Source organism: Hyphomicrobium sulfonivorans (assembly GCF_013306565.1).
GTDB classification, from domain to species: domain Bacteria; phylum Pseudomonadota; class Alphaproteobacteria; order Rhizobiales; family Hyphomicrobiaceae; genus Hyphomicrobium_A; species Hyphomicrobium_A sulfonivorans.
In genome coordinates this window covers 747,535-763,812 of record NZ_PZPO01000001.1, presented here as the reverse complement: position 1 = coordinate 763,812, position 16,278 = coordinate 747,535, and the positions used below count along the sequence as shown (strand labels likewise).

The following is a 16,278-nucleotide window of genomic DNA, read 5'->3' as shown; positions in this document are numbered from 1 at the left end:
CCGACCGTTGTCGGGATGACGGTCTGGGGAGGCGAGCGGGGCGCGCCCTCCAATCAGCGCTCGGCGGCCGGCTCCGCGCAGCGGAGTCGCCGAGCGCCACAAAAACTAAGCCTGCCGTGCAGCCATCGCCTGCTTCAGCACGCGGGCGAAGTTGCCAATGGCGATGTTGCGGATCGCGGTATCGTCATGCCCGGCCTTTTGCCAGGCGCGCACGACCTTCTGCAGATCCGAATAGCTGGCGATGGCAGGGCGAGAAATCGCGTTCATGTCGGTGCCGATGCCGGCGTGCTCGGCGCCGAGCCATTGGCCCAGCTCCCACAGACGTTTTGCGTAGGCATCCGGGCCTGCTCCGATGTCGGAGCGCATCGGCCACAGACCAACGACGCCGCCTTTTTCAGCCATCAGCTTCGCGGTGTCGAAGGTGATCTGACGCGCCTGCCACACAGGCATTTTCCAGTTCGGCTGGCGGGTGCGCGTCACCGATGAGTGCGACCAGATCACCGGTTGGCTCGATGCCTCGATCGCCTGACGAGTGGCCTTGTCAGTGCAGTGCGCGAGGTCGATCAGGATGCCGAGGCGATTGCACTCCTCGATCACCTTGAAGCCGAGCGGCGTAAGACTGCCATGCCGCGGACGCTCGGTCTGGAAATCGCCGATCGGATTTTCAATGTAGTGCACAAGCTGCACGCTGCGCACGCCCTGCTCCCACGCGCGCACCAGGGGCGTTGCGTCATCCTCGATGATGGTCGCGCCTTCCAGCGTCAGCACCACATGCGGATCACCGGCGAGTGCGTTGTCGACGTCATCGGGCGTCAGCGCCAGTTTCAGGTTTTGATCGGCGATGTGCTTCTTGATGCGGGCGATGTCGGTCTCGAACCACTCGGCGGCTTCACCTGGCTTCGGGCTGCCCTTCTGTTTCAGGCCTTTCGATGTTGACCGGATCCACGGCACATCGCCCACCAGCGACCAGCCGACGAGCGTGGCATGGCCGGCGCGCATCGTTGGGCCAAGCGGCTTTTTATCCGGCGTGTTGGCGCCGAAGAAAAACAGATGGGCGTGCATGTCGCCGATATAAACCGGCGCGCGCCCCTCAGCGAATGAGGGACGCGCAGTTCCGGTCAAGGTGCAGGAAGCAGCCAGCGCGCCGAGCGCGAACTGTCGGCGGTCAATTTGCATGTCGTGTGCTTTTTGTAGCCGTCGGGTCCGGTTATTCGATCACAACAGTCGCCACATAGTCCATGGTGCGCTTGTTGGCGTTCTCCGGCAGCAGCGTGTTGATGAGGAATGAAGTGGGCGAATAATTCTCGGCGATGCCGGCCCAGTTGAAGCCGGTGCCGACCAGACGCGCACGCCAGTTCTGCCACATACGGCCGGTCATGCCGGTGTAATAGGTCTTCAGGCGCTCGAAACGCGGCTGCATTTCGGTTGCGACCTGACGGTGGCCGACCGACATCTTCGAAAGGCCGGCAGGGTTCTCAGCAAACACACGGTCGATCATCGCCTTGTTCTGGTCTTCCGGCAGATCGAGCTGATCCAGCACCAGCAGCGGGCCATCGGCCAGACCGGAATAACCGTTGCGGCCCTTCAGCGGCAGGATGTTGCCGGTGGCCTTCATCGGCTCCATCGGCTCCTTGATGCACGAAGGCACGCGGCTGCCCTTGAAGTCGTTGGCGGTCTTTTCCGGATTGCAGTTACGCAGCGACAGCAGCGACCACACGAATTCCGAGCAGTACATATCCAGCGGCTTGCTCTGCGGATTGCCCTGGCCGAGCGCGATCTGTCCGAACTGCTTCACGAAGCCGAGGTTCGAGCTCGATTGATACTTGGGCGCGTTGTAGTCCTGATTGAAGCTGATCTGGCTGGGATAGATCTTCTTCGAGTTGTCATTGAGGCGCTTGGCCCACGCGAACAGGTTCGCCTTCTGCGCGTCAGTCAGGTTGCGCGGGCGGATGATGTGCAGGAAGTTCAGCGTGCGATAGTGCTCGCTCGTCAGATCGCCGCGACCGACATATTCAGCGTCGAGCGGGTTATCGAGATTGCGCACCGTCCCCGTGTTGTCGACATAGGCAAAGCCGGTGTGGCTGATGCCCATCTGGATGTTGGGATAAGCACCCGCGCCGCCCCATTCATTGCGGAACGTCAGCAGGATGTCGCCGGTCTGCACGAGACCGCTCTGGCCCAGGCGCTTGGCCAGCCCCGCGCGCTTGGCAACGATGAGGCGCAGGCCGACATCGCCCTTCGACTTGGTGGCCTCGGGGTGCTTGAAGTCATAGAGCTTGTCGGTGGTCTTGATGTCCTTGGGCAGTGGCGCGCGGGCGCTGGCCGGCACGGCGAAGAACACCGGAATATTCAGCTTCTTGGCGAGGGAAGCGTTGGTCTTCTCGTTGAATGTGAATTCGGCGGCATTGGCGATACCGCCGGCGGCCAGTGTAACGCCAAGGGACGCAGCAGCGCCGATAGCTACGGTGACAATCTTCTTCGACAAGGACATGGGCAGCTCCCCCTAAACTCTTGACGCCAGACTTAACACGGCGGAGGCAGCGGCCCAACAGGCGCGCGCCTGGGTTTTGATCGCCCGCGAGAAAAGCCAACAAGCGTGACGGTCTGATGGACGGGGCGCGGCCAAATCACGGCGAGATGGCAAGTGGTGGCGGACCATTGCAGCGATTTAAGCTCTCGCGGACGCTAAGCGCGACCGATCGGCGCGCGCCAGCCACAGTGCTAACTATTTGATGTGGCGATCTTAGTTGTGTCCCTTTTGCAGGGCAGCAAGAGCGCAGGAACGCTGGTAGACTGAACGCCAGAATCGCGCTCGCTTAAAATTCGGCGGGCAATGCGCGGTGGCCAGTCTGTCGGCTCCGACACCTATGGATCTTATTCACGGAGAGCAGCGTGAAAACGATAGGTGCCGTTCTTGTTGCGGCCAGCGTTTTTGGAATTTCGGCATTTGCGGTTTCGGCGCCCGTGCGTGCGCAAAGCGATGAGGCAATCGGGGAAAGCGCCGGTTGCTCCGATGTGAATCGCGGCCTGCTAAATATCAATTTCTCATCGCCGACGCCGATTTCGCGCCAGCTGATGCTGGAAGAGGGCGACCGCATCGCCTTTTCGGCTTCCGGTGCATCGGTTGCGCTGACGGGTGGCTTCACGGCGCCGCTGGCGCTGGTGTCGACGGGCGGATCGGGCGGGACGTTCAAGGCGCCACGCAATGGCGCCTACACGTTCCAGATCACAGCGACCACCGAAGCTGGCTCCAGCGTGGCGGCAAGTTGCAGTTCAGGTCGTGCGGCGGCCAATGCAGCATTCCTCAATCGCAGAAAATCGCTGCTCAACTCCCGCGACCCCGATCGGTTGCGGATTGATCGCCCTGCGACGCCCATCGCCAATGCCGAAAAGCCGCTTTCCAGCACGGTGACGCTGGATAACGACGGCCGCGCCAAGGATGTCGGCTTCTCGGTCAGTCTGTCTGAAATCACCGCTGCCACCAATGGCGGCAAAGGGAAGCCCGGCATCGTCGATTTCTGGCTGGAAGGCCGGATGCAGAATTATGAAACCGGCCGCGCTGCGGCGCGTGATGCTGGCAACCTGGGTGTGCTGTATGTCGGCACAAGATCGATGGTCGGGCCCGATATTATGGTCGGCGCGATGGCGCAGCTCGATCGCGGTGTTGAAAGTGCGCTCGACGGCACCGATCAGATGCGCGCCGAGGGCTGGATGTTCGGCCCGTATGTCAGCATGAAGGTTGCGCCGGGTGTGGTGTTCGACGGACGTGCCGCATGGGGTGAAACGGTGAGTGCCGTCAGCAGCCCCGACATCGACAACGGCTTCACGCAGCGCAGTCTGTTGCGCGGCAAGCTTACTGGAACGCGCGACTATAGCGGTTGGAAAGTCGCGCCCAGCGTTGGCATGGTCTACATCGAAGACGCCGTGCGCGATGGCAGCAGCGGCGCGATGAAGGCCGCGGGTAGCGGCAAGGTGGAAGTACTGCCTGAAGTGACGCGCCGATTTGAGCTCGACGAAAAAACCTTCATTGAGCCGCGTGCTGCTGTCGGTGCATTTGTCGGTTTCAACGATCTCAACGCAATCAATCCGATGGTGACTACGGTCAATCCAACGGACGTGCAGCTCAAGGCGGAAGCTGGCGTTGTGTTCGGTGTGAAGGACGGCTCGACGTTGCAGGCGACAGGCGGTGTCGAAAGTGGGGCGACAAGTGGCACTGAAACTTGGCGCGGCAGGCTGCAATTGAACATGCCTTTAGGCGATTGAGGCATTTCAAGATCTGCCGGTTCATTTCAAGCGCAAAAAGCATTCAATTTTACAGGCATTCGTCTTTCACCGGCGCAACGGAACTTTATTTCTCTGTGGGCGGAGTAGCGGGTAACATCGCATTTGTTAGCGGTCGTTCCATCGCGGTTTTGGCGCTATGTTGAGTGTCCTTCTCTCGGATTAAAATCGCAGTTGGTTGGCCGACAGAACTTACCCCGTCAGGAGGTCTGTATGTCGTGTCCGAGTATCGAGGTTCGAGGCAAGCGCGTTATCCTGCTTAGCGGCTTCCACGACACTGTTAAGGCCGCGCGGGCCAAAGCAGTGCTGAACGATACAGACGTCAAGGAAGCGGGCAAGCTCCAGCAACTCGCGCGGCTGCATCCCGATGCTGTCGCATTCGGCTTTGTAGCTGGGCGCTGGGTGCCAGCCGCCTGACCTAGCGGCGCGGAGCTGGTCTGGCTCTATGCAGGGGGCGCGGGGGGCCCTCGTCAGCACGACGGCCCCATTGCCGGATACGCGCCGCAGTGGCTGCGGCAACCTATAAAAGATGGCTTTCAGGTAACCAGCCAGAAACCATCTGCCATGTAGCTATGCTGCATCTCTCAAAGGCGTCTCAGTGCGATCCCCAGACCTCAACAGGTCTGGGGATTTGCTGTATTCGGACGGTAACGCTAGATAGAGGCTGATTTCCGCAAATCCCCGCGAGCCCTATCGAACTATCGGACGCCCATGGCCCTAGCTTTCGACCATTCCGCGACCGCCGATGTCGCAGCGCTGCCACTGGTAGCCAGCCCGGAAAAGCCCTCATTGGCAGGACTTGGCCGCGAGGGGCTGCGCGCCGCGCTCGCCGAAGCTGGCGTGCCTGACAAGCAGCTGCGTATGCGCGTCAACCAGCTTTATAGCTGGCTATATGTGCGCGGCGTCTCCAGCTTCGACCAGATGACGGACGTGGCCAAGGATCTGCGCACGCGCCTTAGCGATCGCTATTCGCTGGAGCGGCCGCAGATTGTATCGGAGCAGGTCTCCGTCGACGGCACGCGCAAATGGCTGCTGCGGTTGCCAGCGCAGGGTCGCGATGGCCGCCCGCCCGAGGTCGAGACGGTTTACATCCCCGAGGCCGAGCGCGGCACGCTGTGCATTTCCAGCCAGGTCGGCTGCACGCTGAACTGCACCTTCTGCCACACGGGCACGCAGAAGCTGGTGCGCAATCTTACGGCGCAGGAAGTCATCGGCCAGATCATGCTGGCGCGCGACCGCATCGGCGACTGGCCGGGCGCTGAACCACCCGGCGATGGGCGCCTGCTGCCGTCGTCCGATCGCAAGATCACCAACATCGTGCTGATGGGCATGGGTGAGCCGCTCTACAACTTTGACAACGTCAAAGGCGCGATGGAAGTCGCTGCCGATGGCGAGGGGCTGTCAGTTTCGAAGCGACGCATTACGCTTTCAACGTCGGGCGTCGTACCGGAGATTGCACGCTGGGGCGCAGACACCGGCACCATGCTGGCGATCTCGCTGCACGCTGTGCGCGATGACCTGCGCGATGAATTGGTGCCGATCAACCGCAAGTATCCGATTGCGGAGCTGCTTGAGGCATGCCGCAACTATCCGGCGCTTTCCAACGCGCGCCGCATAACCTTCGAATACGTGATGCTGAAGGGCGTGAACGACAGTCTGGCGGAGGCGCGCGAGCTGGTGCGGTTGCTGGCGGGCATTCCTGCCAAGATCAACCTCATCCCGTTCAACGCGTGGCCGGGCGCACCCTATGAGTGCTCCGACTGGGATCAGATCGAGCGCTTTGCCGAGGTGGTCAATCGCGCTGGATATGCCAGCCCTGTGCGTACGCCGCGCGGTCGCGACATCTATGCCGCCTGCGGGCAGTTGAAGTCCGCCAGCGTGAAGCAGCGCGCCAGTGCCGCGCTGTCATCGCTGCCTCAGGTTGGTGGCCCGGTTGCTTCGGCCTCCGTTTCGGCTGCCGACTTCATTGTCCCTGCCCCCGCTCCCAGCCGCGACGGAGCCTGACGCCAGTGTTCTGGAAGACTGCCGGCCGGGTGCTGATCGTCATACCGTTTGCGCTGCTGGTGGCAGCGCTTGCATCCGCCTTTGTTCTGGTAACGCTGGGGCTGGAGCGGGCGACTGCATTCCTGCACGTCAATCCGATTGGCGATGAAGACGTCGAGACGGTCTTCGCGATGGTCAATCAGGGTGCGGTGCTGGCGGCCAGCATCACCATCATTCCCGCGCTGCTGATGGTCGTTGTGGGGGAGGTCGCGCGTATTCGTGCGTTGGCGTATTACGTCATCGGCGGCGGGCTGGCGCTGGCCGCTGTGCCGCTGCTGGCGCGCTATGGGCAGGCAGGCACTGTTGCCTCCTCCGACGCCATCGTCTGGCAGGTGTTTGCAACCGCAGGCTTTGCCGGTGGTTTCATGTACTGGCTGATCGCCGGACGGAATGCCTGAGGCGCGTGAGCTGCTTTTTTGTGGCGGGCGGCGCAGGGTGAACTTGCGGCAACGCCCGCAACGTCCAGAGGCGTCCGTTAGGCAAGGCGGAGCGTTTTTCGTTGAGATCACGCGCTTAGGGCCTATAAGCTACGCCCGGTTGTAGGGAATTCTGGCTATGCTCACGCTGTTGCGCGTTCTTTTCGGGTTCATCGTTGCCTGCCTCGTCGCGGGCGCTGTGACGGTTGCTTTCATCGTCACGCCGGGCGATGTCGCCGCGCTTCCAGCCGAAGCCCAGGGCGAACGGCTCATCAATGCCGGCGTACTGGCCCTCCTCACCGCAACCCATTCTGCCATCTTCGCTTTTCCGTTCGCGGTGCTGGCCATTGGCATTGCTGAGCTGGCGCGTTTGCGGTCGCTGCTGTTCTACGTCGCCGTTGGCGTCATCATCGCGCTGGGCGGTTTTTCGGCCGAGTACATGAATGAAGTGGCTGGCGAAGCTTCGATCCTGAACAACTACGCGCTGGCGGCTTTCCTTGCTGCGGGCGCGCTGGGTGGCTTCACCTACTGGCTGTTCGCTGGCCGTAAAGCTGGCCGCCGGCGCAAAAATGCTGCCAAAGCTGAGAGCTCGGCCGAGGCTGAAGCCGCTGCTTGAGCCGGTCGGGCCAGTAAAGCTCCTGATTTTTCAGTTTCTGCTATGAAGGCAAACGGCTTGTTTGCATTGCAGCAATAGGGTTAGCCTGCAAACGGGCGTTTGCGGGTGGCTGGTGCTGCCAGCATTGCAGGCCCGTAGCAGGTCGATGAAACCCAATCGAAGGGCATGCAGAATGCTGAATCCCGAACTGCAGCAGCGCTTTGCCCAGAGCTGTGCCGACGCGGCGCTCAACTATTCGAAGGCGAATGCCGCCGCTTATGCCGCGTTCACCGATCAGGTGCTCGGCTTCTGGTCCGGTGTCATGCAGCAGGCGCTTCCGCCGGTGCAGAAGCCTGCCGCCGCTCCGGCCCCTGCATCGTCGCTGTTTCAGCCGTGGGATTTTCTGGCCCCGTGGATGGCGCTGATGACGCCTCCGGGCGCCGCCTCAATGTCTCAGCCGCGTGCGGAGACTTCGGCCGATCTGTTCAGCAACCCGTTTGCCTGGGCGCTACCGGGCGGCGCGATGCCATCGACCAGCCGTGCGCGTCAGCCCGATCCGGCGCCGCAGTTCAATCCGCTGGCGCCGTTCCTGCCGCCTTTCATGCAGCCGCCGGCCGCTGCGCCTTCAGCATCGGCACAGTCGCCGTTTGGTATGCCCTCGTTCGGAGCGCCCCCATTTGGAGTGCCTATGGCTGGCGCGATGCAGCAGGCCATGACCAGTTTTACCGATGCGGTCGTGAACGCGATGAGCGCCCTGAGCGGCGCGCAGGTGCGCTCGATTGCCGAGCCGTCCAATCCGATGGCGGCGTGGCTCGCCATGTTTCCGTTTTCCAGGCAGGCGGCCGCCTGGCCGATGGCGTTTGTGATGATGCAGTCGGGCGTACCGCGGTCTGTCGCCTGGCCCACCGCCGAGGCCAACGCAGCGGTGCTGGATGCCGCCGATACGGCCCGTCGCTCGGTGCAGCAGTCGGTCGACAAATTTCGCCGTGAGGGCGCTTTGAAGGCCCCGGCTCAGGACGCAGCTACGCCGATGGACTTCCTGACCATGATGATCGCGGTGCCGCTGAATATCGGCACCATGTTCACCGCGCTGAAGCTGCGCTGATTTCCGGCCTGTTGTTGGCTTCACAACGGCGGCCGGCATCCGAGCTGGGCGCCCTGCTCTGACGCCCCCGTGCCGCGCGTCGTCAGGCCGTTTTCTTTGCTACCTGCTCATAGGGGCGCACCCGGCAATGCGGCTGGCGGACGTCGCCGAAGCGCGTGGCGCGCTGCTTGCGCCAAAGGCATTCGCCCTTGGTTTGGCAGGTATGGATGTCCAGCCCTACGCACGATGTCGCCGAGCGGTGCTCGATTTTGGTTTCATTGCGCGCGGCCTTTTCTTCGGCGGCGAGCGACGTCACGCTTGCTATTGTGACGATGGCGGTAGCCACGAAGGCCCCCAGCCCCAGTTGGGTACGCATCACGAGGCATTTCCCCCTGAAACAACTTGCAAGCTATTTTTTACCATTCAGGGCACGGCATTTCCAGCCCGGCCTGTCCCGATGGTTAGGCTGATGCTGTTGCAACTATAGGCGGTGGCCTTCCTGTCACATGCATGGTGCAGGATGGTTCTGGATGAAGCCGGTGCAGGTCTCCCGGTGCGTGCGCATTGGCCTAAATGGCACTGAGCCCGCACGCCGCGCCCGCTGGCTATGGCCTAGAGGTGAGAAATCTCGTACAGGGCTGTTGCATCCATTTCCTATCGCTCAAGCCGATAAAGAGCTCCCATGACCAGCCAGACCAAGCCGATCAAGAAGGTCGTGCTCGCCTATTCCGGCGGCCTCGACACGTCGATCATTCTCAAGTGGTTGCAGCAGACCTATGGTGCCGAGGTTGTCACCTTCACGGCCGACCTGGGTCAGGGCGAGGAGCTGGAGCCCGCGCGCGCCAAGGCGCTGATGCTCGGCATCAAGCCGGAGAACATCTACATCGAGGATCTGCGCGAAGAATTCGTGCGTGATTACGTGTTCCCGATGTTCCGCGCCAACGCGCTCTATGAAGGCATTTATCTGCTCGGCACGTCGATCGCGCGGCCGCTGATTTCCAAGCGCCAGATCGAGATCGCCCGCGCTACCGGCGCCGATGCCGTCTGCCATGGCGCCACCGGCAAGGGTAACGATCAGGTCCGCTTCGAGCTGTCCTATTACGCGCTGGAGCCGTCGATCCGCATCATCGCTCCGTGGCGCGACTGGTCGTTCAAGAGCCGCGAAGACCTGATCGCATTCGCCGAGGAGAACCAGATTCCGATCGCGAAGGACAAGCGCGGCGAAGCCCCGTTCTCGGTTGACGCCAACCTGCTGCACTCGTCCTCCGAGGGCAAGGTGCTGGAAGATCCGAACGTCGAGCCGCCGCCGTATGTGTTCCAGCGCACGGTTTCGCCCGAGGAAGCACCCGACAAGCCGACCGTCATCACCATCGGCTTCAAGCAGGGCGACGCGGTTTCCATCAACGGCACGCCGATGAGCCCGGCCAACATCCTCGCGACGCTGAACGACTATGGCCGCGAGAACGGCATCGGCCGCGTCGATCTGGTCGAGAACCGCTTCGTCGGCATGAAGTCGCGCGGCATCTACGAGACGCCGGGTGGTACCATCCTGTGGCATGCCCACCGCGCCATCGAATCCATCACGCTTGACCGCGGTGCGATGCACCTCAAGGACGAGCTGATGCCGCGCTATGCGGAGCTGGTTTATTACGGCTTCTGGTTCTCGCCGGAGCGCGAGATGCTGCAGGCCGCCATCGACAAGAGCCAGGAGCATGTCGAGGGCGTGGTGACGCTGAAGCTCTACAAGGGCAACGTCATCGTCACCGGCCGCGAGAGCCCGAAGAGCCTTTATTCGTCGACGCTCGTCACCTTCGAGGATGACAAGGGCGCGTACGACCAGAAGGACGCCGCAGGCTTCATCAAGCTCAACGCGCTGCGTCTGCGCACTCTGGGCCAGCGCGACCGTCAGGGCTGATTGTCTAAGCGCTGACTACTGAAACAATTAAGGCCGGTGATGCGATCTGCGTCACCGGCCTTTTTCGTATGCTTTCGTTGTGGCTGCCGAGTTAAGCAGCGGCCTTGCGCAGGCCGACGCCTTCGGGGCGGTCTACCTGCGGCTTGGGCACATTATCGGGCAGTTCGCACAGCCCGCCGCCCATGTAGATCTGATGCCAGAGCTGCGTTGAGAGCACGCCGGTCAGGCCCATCTTCAGGAACACGTTGATCTTGTTGCCCTTGCCGGCGCCGATGGCTTCGTAATCGCGCAGCACGGCGTCGGTGTCGAAATAGCCGGTGCGGTTCAGCGACTCGCGGCTCATCAACTGGCGCACATAATCCGGCGGGTTGATGAAGAACGATTCCGCCAGCGGCGCGCGGAACATGCCCTTCTTGCGGAACGCCGACTCCTTCGGCAGCACGCGCGAAGCGGCTAGGCGCAGGAAGTGTTTGTCCTTCAGCATGCCACGCAGCTTCCAGCGTGGGCTGAGCTTAGACACGAACTCCACGACGTCTTCATCGAGGAACGGGTAGCGCGTCTCGACGCTGTTCGCCATGGCGACGCGATCGCCCTTGTGGTTCAGCAGCAGACCCGGCAGATGCACCTTGTAGCCGTAGTAGAGCGACTGGTTCAGCGGATCCCAGCGGCGCATGCGCTCGGTGTCGATGTGCACGTCATCATAGGCGGTGTAATCGCCCAGCTTGGCCTTCACGTCGCCGCTGAAGTACTTCGCGCGCGACTGTGAAACGAGGTGATAGATCAGGGTTTGAGCGTGGGCGCGGCCCATCTTTTCGTCGATGCGCTTCAGCTGTGCGTTCGACATGTGCGGCGCCATGCCGATGCGGAACATGCGGTTGACCGCGTCGGAAACATGCGTGCCGCCGACATCCATGAAGTAGCTGAGCTTGCGCAACTTGAACCAGATGTAGCCGGCAAACGCTTCGTCCGAGCCTTCACCTGTCAGCGCAACCTTGTAGCCCTGATCGTGCACCTCCTGCGCCAGACGCCACAGGGCTGCGCATGATGTGTCGATCACCGGGCTGTCGGTGGAGGCGATCAGCTTGGGATACGTGTTGGCGATCACCGTGCTGTCGGAGCGCAGGATCGTCGGCTGGCAGCCGAGCGCGCGCGCGGTAAACAGCGCGTCCGATGTTTCATCGAGGCCTTTGGCTGGCACCTGAATGGTGAAGCTCGGGATAGGCGAGCCGCGCAGCTTCGAAGCGGTGGCCAGCACATAGGCGGAATCAACACCGCCCGAAAGATAGCCAACCACCGGCACGTCGGCGCGCAGACGCATTGAAACCGAGCGTTGGAACAGCGCTTCGAACTGATCGATCAGCGCGGTCGGATCGGCGGCGTCTACTTCGTCGCCAGCGTCGGGGAAGTCGATGTCCCAGTAGCGGCGCTCGACTACTTCGGCGGCCTTGCCGTCGGCGCGGAATGCGATCTTGAGGTAATGACCGGGCAGCACCGACTGGATGCCCTCGAACATTGTGCGCTGGGTGCCCTGCGCGAAGAACGTGAACACCTGATCCATGCCGCGCGGATCGAACCGCGGCTGCACTTCGCCGGAAGCCAGAATGGCCTTGATCTCGGAACCGAAATACAGCCAGTCGCCCTGGCGACTCCAGTGCAGCGGGCAGATGCCGACGCGATCGCGGCCGAGAAATACGGTGCGCTTGGTGAAGTCGATCAGCGCAACGGCGAACTGGCCTTTGAGGTGCGAGAAAACATCCTCGCCGTACTCTTCGTACAGGTGCACGATGATTTCGGTGTCGGTGTGTGTGCGGAATACGTGGCCCTTGGCCTCCAGCTCCGCCTTCACTTCCGGATAGTTGAACAGCTCGCCGTTATAGACGACGCCGACGCTGCCATCTTCGTTGAAGATCGGCTGCGAGCCGTCACCCAGACCGACGATCGACAGACGCCGATTGGCGAAACCGATGCCGGGCCGGAACAGATAACCGTCCTCATCGGGGCCGCGATGCAGCAGCGCGTCGGCCATTCTTCGGACGACGGCCTGCTCCGGCTGGCGCTTGCCCGTAAGGTCGATAATTCCAGCAATGCCGCACATATGTCCTCGTTTGATGGGGGGCGATTCGGCTCTGCGGGTAAAATGCACCCCGCGCAGGTAAACGGCCGGTTACACAACGTCGCAAATGGCGTCGGCCACAAAGAATTCAAATGGCGCGCGGGCGGATCGTTGCCAGAACAACTAGGTTGACACAAGTAACTTGTGTGCAAGGTTTCTCAAAACAGTTCGAGCGATTTGAGGCTCGCATGGCCTTCGCGGCCAACAATAATGTGATCGTGAACAGCAATTCCCAAAGGTGCCGCAGTCGAAGCGATCAGCTTCGTCATGTCGACATCCGCGCGCGATGGCGTCGGATCGCCAGAGGGATGATTATGAACCAGAATTACAGCCGTAGCTGAAAGCTCAAGCGCCCGTTTCACTACTTCGCGGACGTAAACCGGCGTGTGATCCACGGTGCCGCGCTGCTGCACTTCGTCGGCGATGAGGCGATTGCGCTTGTCGAGAAACAGGATGCGGAATTGCTCGCACTGTTCATAGCGCTGGGCCGCCAGCAGATAATCGAGCACCTGCCGCGACGACGACATGGCTGGGCGCTGCACGATTTCCGAGCGCATTAGCCGCAGGGCTGCGGCGCGTACAACTTTCAGTTCGGTGATGACGGAATCGCCGACGCCGGCAATTTCCTTCAGCCGCTGCTCCGGCGCGCTGATCACCTCGGCGAATGTGCCGAAGCGCGCCAGCAGTTGCTTGGCGAGGCTTTTGGTGTCGCGGCGCGGGATGGCGCGGAACAGCAGCATCTCCAGCAGCTCATAATCGGGCAACGCATCATCGCCGCCTTTGCGAAAGCGCTCACGCAGCCGCTGGCGATGGCCGAGATAGTCAGGTGTGGGTTCGGACGTGTCCGACGCTGTTGCAACGGAAAGCTGTCCTGGTGCGCGCTCAGACGCGGCGGGTGAGGCAGCGGCGAGGAATGTTCCCTGCGGATTATCCTCTATGCTTGCCCCTGATCCCTGAGCGGATCGCTTGCCCCGTGACGCCATTACACCAAGCCGCCGAGCGGTTACTGTTCGAACTTCGGGAATTCCAGCCCGGCGGGCGAATGCGTGAACACTTCGCACCCGGTCTCCGTCACGCCAATGCTGTGCTCGAACTGGGCCGACAGCTCGCGGTCGCGCGTCACGGCGGTCCAGCCGTCGTTCAGCACTTTCACGTGCGGGCGGCCGAGATTGATCATCGGCTCGATGGTGAAAATCATGCCCTTCTCCAGCACCACGCCTTCACCCGGCTCGCCATAGTGAAGGATGTTCGGGCGGTCATGGAACACCTGCCCGAGCCCATGGCCGCAGAAATCGCGCACGACGGAGCAGCGCTCGCCTTCGGCATAGGGCTGGATCGCGGCGCCGATGTCGCCGGTGGTGGCGCCGGGGCGCACAGCGGCGATGCCGCGCTTCAGCGCTTCATAGGTGATGGCGATGAGGCGCTCGGCCTTGCGCGAGATCTTGCCCACCGCATACATGCGCGAGGTGTCGCCATGCCAGCCATCGACAATCAGCGTCACGTCGATGTTGAGAATCTCGCCCTCGCGCAGCGGCTTCGGACCTGGAATGCCGTGGCAGACGACGTGATTGATCGACGTGCAGATGGCCTTGGGGAAGCCGCGATAGTTCAGCGGCGCCGGATAAGCGTTGTTATCGAGCGCGAACTTCAGCACCCGCTCGTCCAGCTCTTCGGTGGTAACGCCCGGCTTCACGTGCTCGGTCAGCATGTCCAGCGCTTCGGCCGCCAGCCGTCCGGCCTTGTGCATGCCTGCAAACGCCTCAGGCCCATGCAGCTTTATCTTCTCACTGCGGGCGGACACGCGTCCGACTTCAACGTTCGACATGGTCTGGTCCTGGAGCCTTGAGCGGTGGAGGAGCGGAATGCTCCAAATAAAGTAAGGGCAGCGGCGCCAAAAAGCAAAAACGGCGCACCGCGAGGCACGCCGTTTTGAATTCTTGAAGCCGGCCGCGATGGCCGTTCAGCTAAGGCTTAGCCCTGAGCTTCTTCGGCCGGAACTTCAGCCACAGCGGCTTCAGCGATCAGCGTACGAGCCTGGCCGACCCAGTCGTCCTTCTCGATGCGACCGTCCAGCTTCAGCGTCTCGTCGATGTGTGCGATGTCATCGTCCGAGAGGTTGGCGATCTGCTCGAGCTTGATAGCGTTGAGGTGGCGCAGAGCAGCGGCCAGATTGGCGTCGATGCCCTTGATCTGCGTCAGATCCTCAGGCTCGCCCTTCTGCTTCTTGAAGCCCTTCCAGGCCGCGTTGAGGCGACGAGCGCGTGCGTCTGAACGCTCCGGAATACGGGCAGCCTTACCGCGACGGCCACGGAGATAGTAAAGCTTGGCGCGGCGCACCTTACCGCGGCGGATAACCTCGATCTCGGCGATGTACGGCGAGTAGATCGGGAACACGCGCTCCACGCCCTCACCATAGGAGATCTTGCGGACAGTGAAGCTCTCGTTGATGCCACCGCCGGAGCGGCTGATCACGACGCCTTCATAGGCCTGCGTACGGGTGTTGGCGCCCTCGATCACCTTCACCATCACCTTGACGGTGTCTCCGGGACCGAATTCGGGAACGGGGCGCTTTGCGATTACAGCGCTGATCTGCTCGCGCTCGATCTCTTGGATGACATTCATAGGGCACCTGACCGTGAAAAACTGGAGCAACAGGCCGTTGAGGCTCGGCGGACTGGCCGGCACCCCTAAACGGCATCATTAGGGAATTTGGGCCGGTTCATAGACGAATTGCGATGGGTTGTCGATATGGTTGGAGGCGATTTGTCGCCGCCGCCGCATCAAATCGAGCCGCGAGTTGTCGCGGGGCACCGATGCAACACGAAAAACAAGCGCAGCCGCCGGATGCGGAACCCCGCGCAGTCAGCATGCATCGCCTGTTTCAGCCCCATATTGCTGGAAATTGTGCCCGCTGCGCAACCGGAAAGCGTTGCTTAACCCTTGCCGCCGATGAGGTCAGGACGTCGCTCCGCCGTGATGCGTTCGGCCTGCTGGCGGCGCCACTTGGCGACCTTGGCATGATCGCCCGACAGCAGGATGTCCGGGATGGCGCGGCCTTCCCACTCGCGGGGCTTGGTGTACTGCGGATATTCCAGCAGCCCGTTTTCGAAGCTCTCTTCGCTTAAAGAGGCGCTGGCCCCCATCACGCCGGGCAGCAGGCGCACACAGGCATCCATCAGCACCATCGCCGCCAGTTCGCCGCCAGACAGCACATAATCGCCGATGGAGACCTCGCGCATCTGGCGTCCGGCGATCACGCGCTCATCGACGCCCTCAAAGCGTCCCGCCAGCAGCATCACGCCGGGACCAGCGGCCAGCTCCGCCGCCAGCGCCTGCGAAAGCGGCTCGCCCCGGGGTGACATATAGATCAGCGGCGTATCGGGTTCGGTTGTGCGGGCGTGATCGATGGCGGCGGCAAGAACATCGGCGCGCATCACCATGCCGGCACCGCCACCGGCCGGGCTGTCGTCGACGGCGCGATGTCGCCCAAGGCCGAATTCGCGAATAAATACAGTGTTGAGAGACCAGAGCCCCGCTTCCAGCGCCTGACCGCTGAGGGACAGTCCGAGCGGACCGGGAAACATTTCCGGAAACAGGGTCAGCACCGTCGCGCGCCACGCCGGATGATCGGTCTTCTCAGGAAAATGCGCCATCGCTGCCATCTCGTTATGCGGGCCAGTTCCCGCCATGCCCGGCTTATATGGCCGTGCGCTCCCCGCTGTCACCCTTCGCCCCGGCTGGCAGTCGATGGAAGTCAGGTTTGGCAAAAGAGAAACGCCGCCCCGAGGCTGGCTCAAGGGCGGCGCGAAACCGACGCATGCGGGGCGGCAG

Annotated in this window: 14 protein-coding genes and 1 pseudogene; 7 read left to right on the top strand and 8 right to left on the bottom strand. The window is 62.2% G+C overall.

Annotated elements, in window-relative coordinates; translation table 11 throughout:
• Positions 1 to 105: 105 nt before the first annotated feature.
• A complete protein-coding gene (locus tag C6Y62_RS03530; protein WP_173952791.1) occupies positions 106 to 1,176 on the bottom strand; it encodes a dipeptidase in 1,071 nt (356 codons plus the stop codon).
• A gap of 31 nt (positions 1,177 to 1,207) precedes the next feature.
• Positions 1,208 to 2,491 (bottom strand): hypothetical protein, encoded by a 1,284-nt coding sequence (locus tag C6Y62_RS03525; RefSeq protein ID WP_173952790.1) that lies wholly within the window; start codon positions 2,489 to 2,491, stop codon positions 1,208 to 1,210.
• Positions 2,492 to 2,892: 401 nt separating this feature from the next.
• On the opposite strand from C6Y62_RS03525, the gene C6Y62_RS03520 reads away from it, so the two are divergent.
• The 6 genes from C6Y62_RS03520 (at position 2,893) to C6Y62_RS03495 (ending at position 8,440) form a co-directional block, all read left to right on the top strand.
• Positions 2,893 to 4,263, top strand: a complete 1,371-nt coding sequence (locus tag C6Y62_RS03520) for a hypothetical protein (protein ID WP_173952789.1) — start codon at positions 2,893 to 2,895, stop codon at positions 4,261 to 4,263.
• Positions 4,264 to 4,494: 231 nt separating this feature from the next.
• Complete coding sequence (locus C6Y62_RS03515) at positions 4,495 to 4,698, top strand: hypothetical protein (protein WP_157066772.1); 204 nt, start codon at positions 4,495 to 4,497, stop codon at positions 4,696 to 4,698.
• A gap of 294 nt (positions 4,699 to 4,992) precedes the next feature.
• A complete protein-coding gene (gene rlmN, locus C6Y62_RS03510; RefSeq protein ID WP_173952788.1) occupies positions 4,993 to 6,285 on the top strand; it encodes a dual-specificity RNA methyltransferase RlmN in 1,293 nt (430 codons plus the stop codon).
• A 5-nt stretch (positions 6,286 to 6,290) separates the two neighbouring features.
• On the top strand, positions 6,291 to 6,722 hold the full coding sequence (locus tag C6Y62_RS03505) for a hypothetical protein (protein ID WP_068462861.1): 432 nt from the start codon (positions 6,291 to 6,293) through the stop codon (positions 6,720 to 6,722).
• A 157-nt stretch (positions 6,723 to 6,879) separates the two neighbouring features.
• The gene (locus tag C6Y62_RS03500; RefSeq protein ID WP_173952787.1) at positions 6,880 to 7,356 is read left to right on the top strand and encodes a hypothetical protein; all 477 of its coding nucleotides are present in this window, start codon (positions 6,880 to 6,882) and stop codon (positions 7,354 to 7,356) included.
• A 172-nt stretch (positions 7,357 to 7,528) separates the two neighbouring features.
• Complete coding sequence (locus tag C6Y62_RS03495; RefSeq protein ID WP_173952786.1) at positions 7,529 to 8,440, top strand: hypothetical protein; 912 nt, start codon at positions 7,529 to 7,531, stop codon at positions 8,438 to 8,440.
• An 82-nt stretch (positions 8,441 to 8,522) separates the two neighbouring features.
• On the opposite strand, the gene C6Y62_RS03490 is transcribed toward C6Y62_RS03495, so the two are convergent.
• Positions 8,523 to 8,798: a hypothetical protein gene (locus C6Y62_RS03490; RefSeq protein ID WP_173952785.1), complete on the bottom strand. Its 276-nt coding sequence runs from the start codon at positions 8,796 to 8,798 to the stop codon at positions 8,523 to 8,525.
• A 303-nt stretch (positions 8,799 to 9,101) separates the two neighbouring features.
• Here C6Y62_RS03490 and C6Y62_RS03485 point away from each other — a divergent pair, with 303 nt between their 5' ends.
• The gene (locus tag C6Y62_RS03485) at positions 9,102 to 10,334 is read left to right on the top strand and encodes an argininosuccinate synthase (protein ID WP_173952784.1); all 1,233 of its coding nucleotides are present in this window, start codon (positions 9,102 to 9,104) and stop codon (positions 10,332 to 10,334) included.
• Between the two features lie 91 nt (positions 10,335 to 10,425).
• Here the strand turns inward: C6Y62_RS03485 and asnB are convergent, their stop codons facing one another.
• The 5 genes and pseudogenes from asnB to trmD form a co-directional block, all read right to left on the bottom strand.
• Entirely contained in the window at positions 10,426 to 12,429 is a 2,004-nt protein-coding gene (asnB, locus tag C6Y62_RS03480; RefSeq protein WP_173952783.1) for an asparagine synthase (glutamine-hydrolyzing), read from the bottom strand.
• Positions 12,430 to 12,605: 176 nt separating this feature from the next.
• The gene (gene radC, locus C6Y62_RS03475; protein ID WP_173952782.1) at positions 12,606 to 13,430 is read right to left on the bottom strand and encodes a RadC family protein; all 825 of its coding nucleotides are present in this window, start codon (positions 13,428 to 13,430) and stop codon (positions 12,606 to 12,608) included.
• 20 nt (positions 13,431 to 13,450) lie between these two features.
• Positions 13,451 to 14,272: a type I methionyl aminopeptidase gene (map, locus tag C6Y62_RS03470; protein ID WP_068463058.1), complete on the bottom strand. Its 822-nt coding sequence runs from the start codon at positions 14,270 to 14,272 to the stop codon at positions 13,451 to 13,453.
• A gap of 332 nt (positions 14,273 to 14,604) precedes the next feature.
• Positions 14,605 to 15,069, bottom strand: a pseudogene (gene rplS, locus C6Y62_RS16590) (50S ribosomal protein L19); the annotation flags it as partial.
• A gap of 311 nt (positions 15,070 to 15,380) precedes the next feature.
• Positions 15,381 to 16,100, bottom strand: coding sequence for a tRNA (guanosine(37)-N1)-methyltransferase TrmD (gene trmD, locus C6Y62_RS03460; RefSeq protein WP_173953069.1), 720 nt, complete (start codon positions 16,098 to 16,100; stop codon positions 15,381 to 15,383).
• Between the last annotated feature and the right edge of the window lie 178 nt (positions 16,101 to 16,278).

Coding starts and splice junctions, on each gene's coding strand:
- C6Y62_RS03500 (WP_173952787.1), top strand. CDS start 6,880: ATGCTCACGCTGTTGCGCGTTCTTTTCGGGTTCATCGTTGCCTGCCTC.
- radC (WP_173952782.1), bottom strand. CDS start 13,430: ATGGCGTCACGGGGCAAGCGATCCGCTCAGGGATCAGGGGCAAGCATA.
- C6Y62_RS03515 (WP_157066772.1), top strand. CDS start 4,495: ATGTCGTGTCCGAGTATCGAGGTTCGAGGCAAGCGCGTTATCCTGCTT.
- C6Y62_RS03485 (WP_173952784.1), top strand. CDS start 9,102: ATGACCAGCCAGACCAAGCCGATCAAGAAGGTCGTGCTCGCCTATTCC.
- asnB (WP_173952783.1), bottom strand. CDS start 12,429: ATGTGCGGCATTGCTGGAATTATCGACCTTACGGGCAAGCGCCAGCCG.
- C6Y62_RS03530 (WP_173952791.1), bottom strand. CDS start 1,176: ATGCAAATTGACCGCCGACAGTTCGCGCTCGGCGCGCTGGCTGCTTCC.
- trmD (WP_173953069.1), bottom strand. CDS start 16,100: ATGGCGCATTTTCCTGAGAAGACCGATCATCCGGCGTGGCGCGCGACG.
- C6Y62_RS03525 (WP_173952790.1), bottom strand. CDS start 2,491: ATGTCCTTGTCGAAGAAGATTGTCACCGTAGCTATCGGCGCTGCTGCG.
- rlmN (WP_173952788.1), top strand. CDS start 4,993: ATGGCCCTAGCTTTCGACCATTCCGCGACCGCCGATGTCGCAGCGCTG.
- C6Y62_RS03495 (WP_173952786.1), top strand. CDS start 7,529: ATGCTGAATCCCGAACTGCAGCAGCGCTTTGCCCAGAGCTGTGCCGAC.
- map (WP_068463058.1), bottom strand. CDS start 14,272: ATGTCGAACGTTGAAGTCGGACGCGTGTCCGCCCGCAGTGAGAAGATA.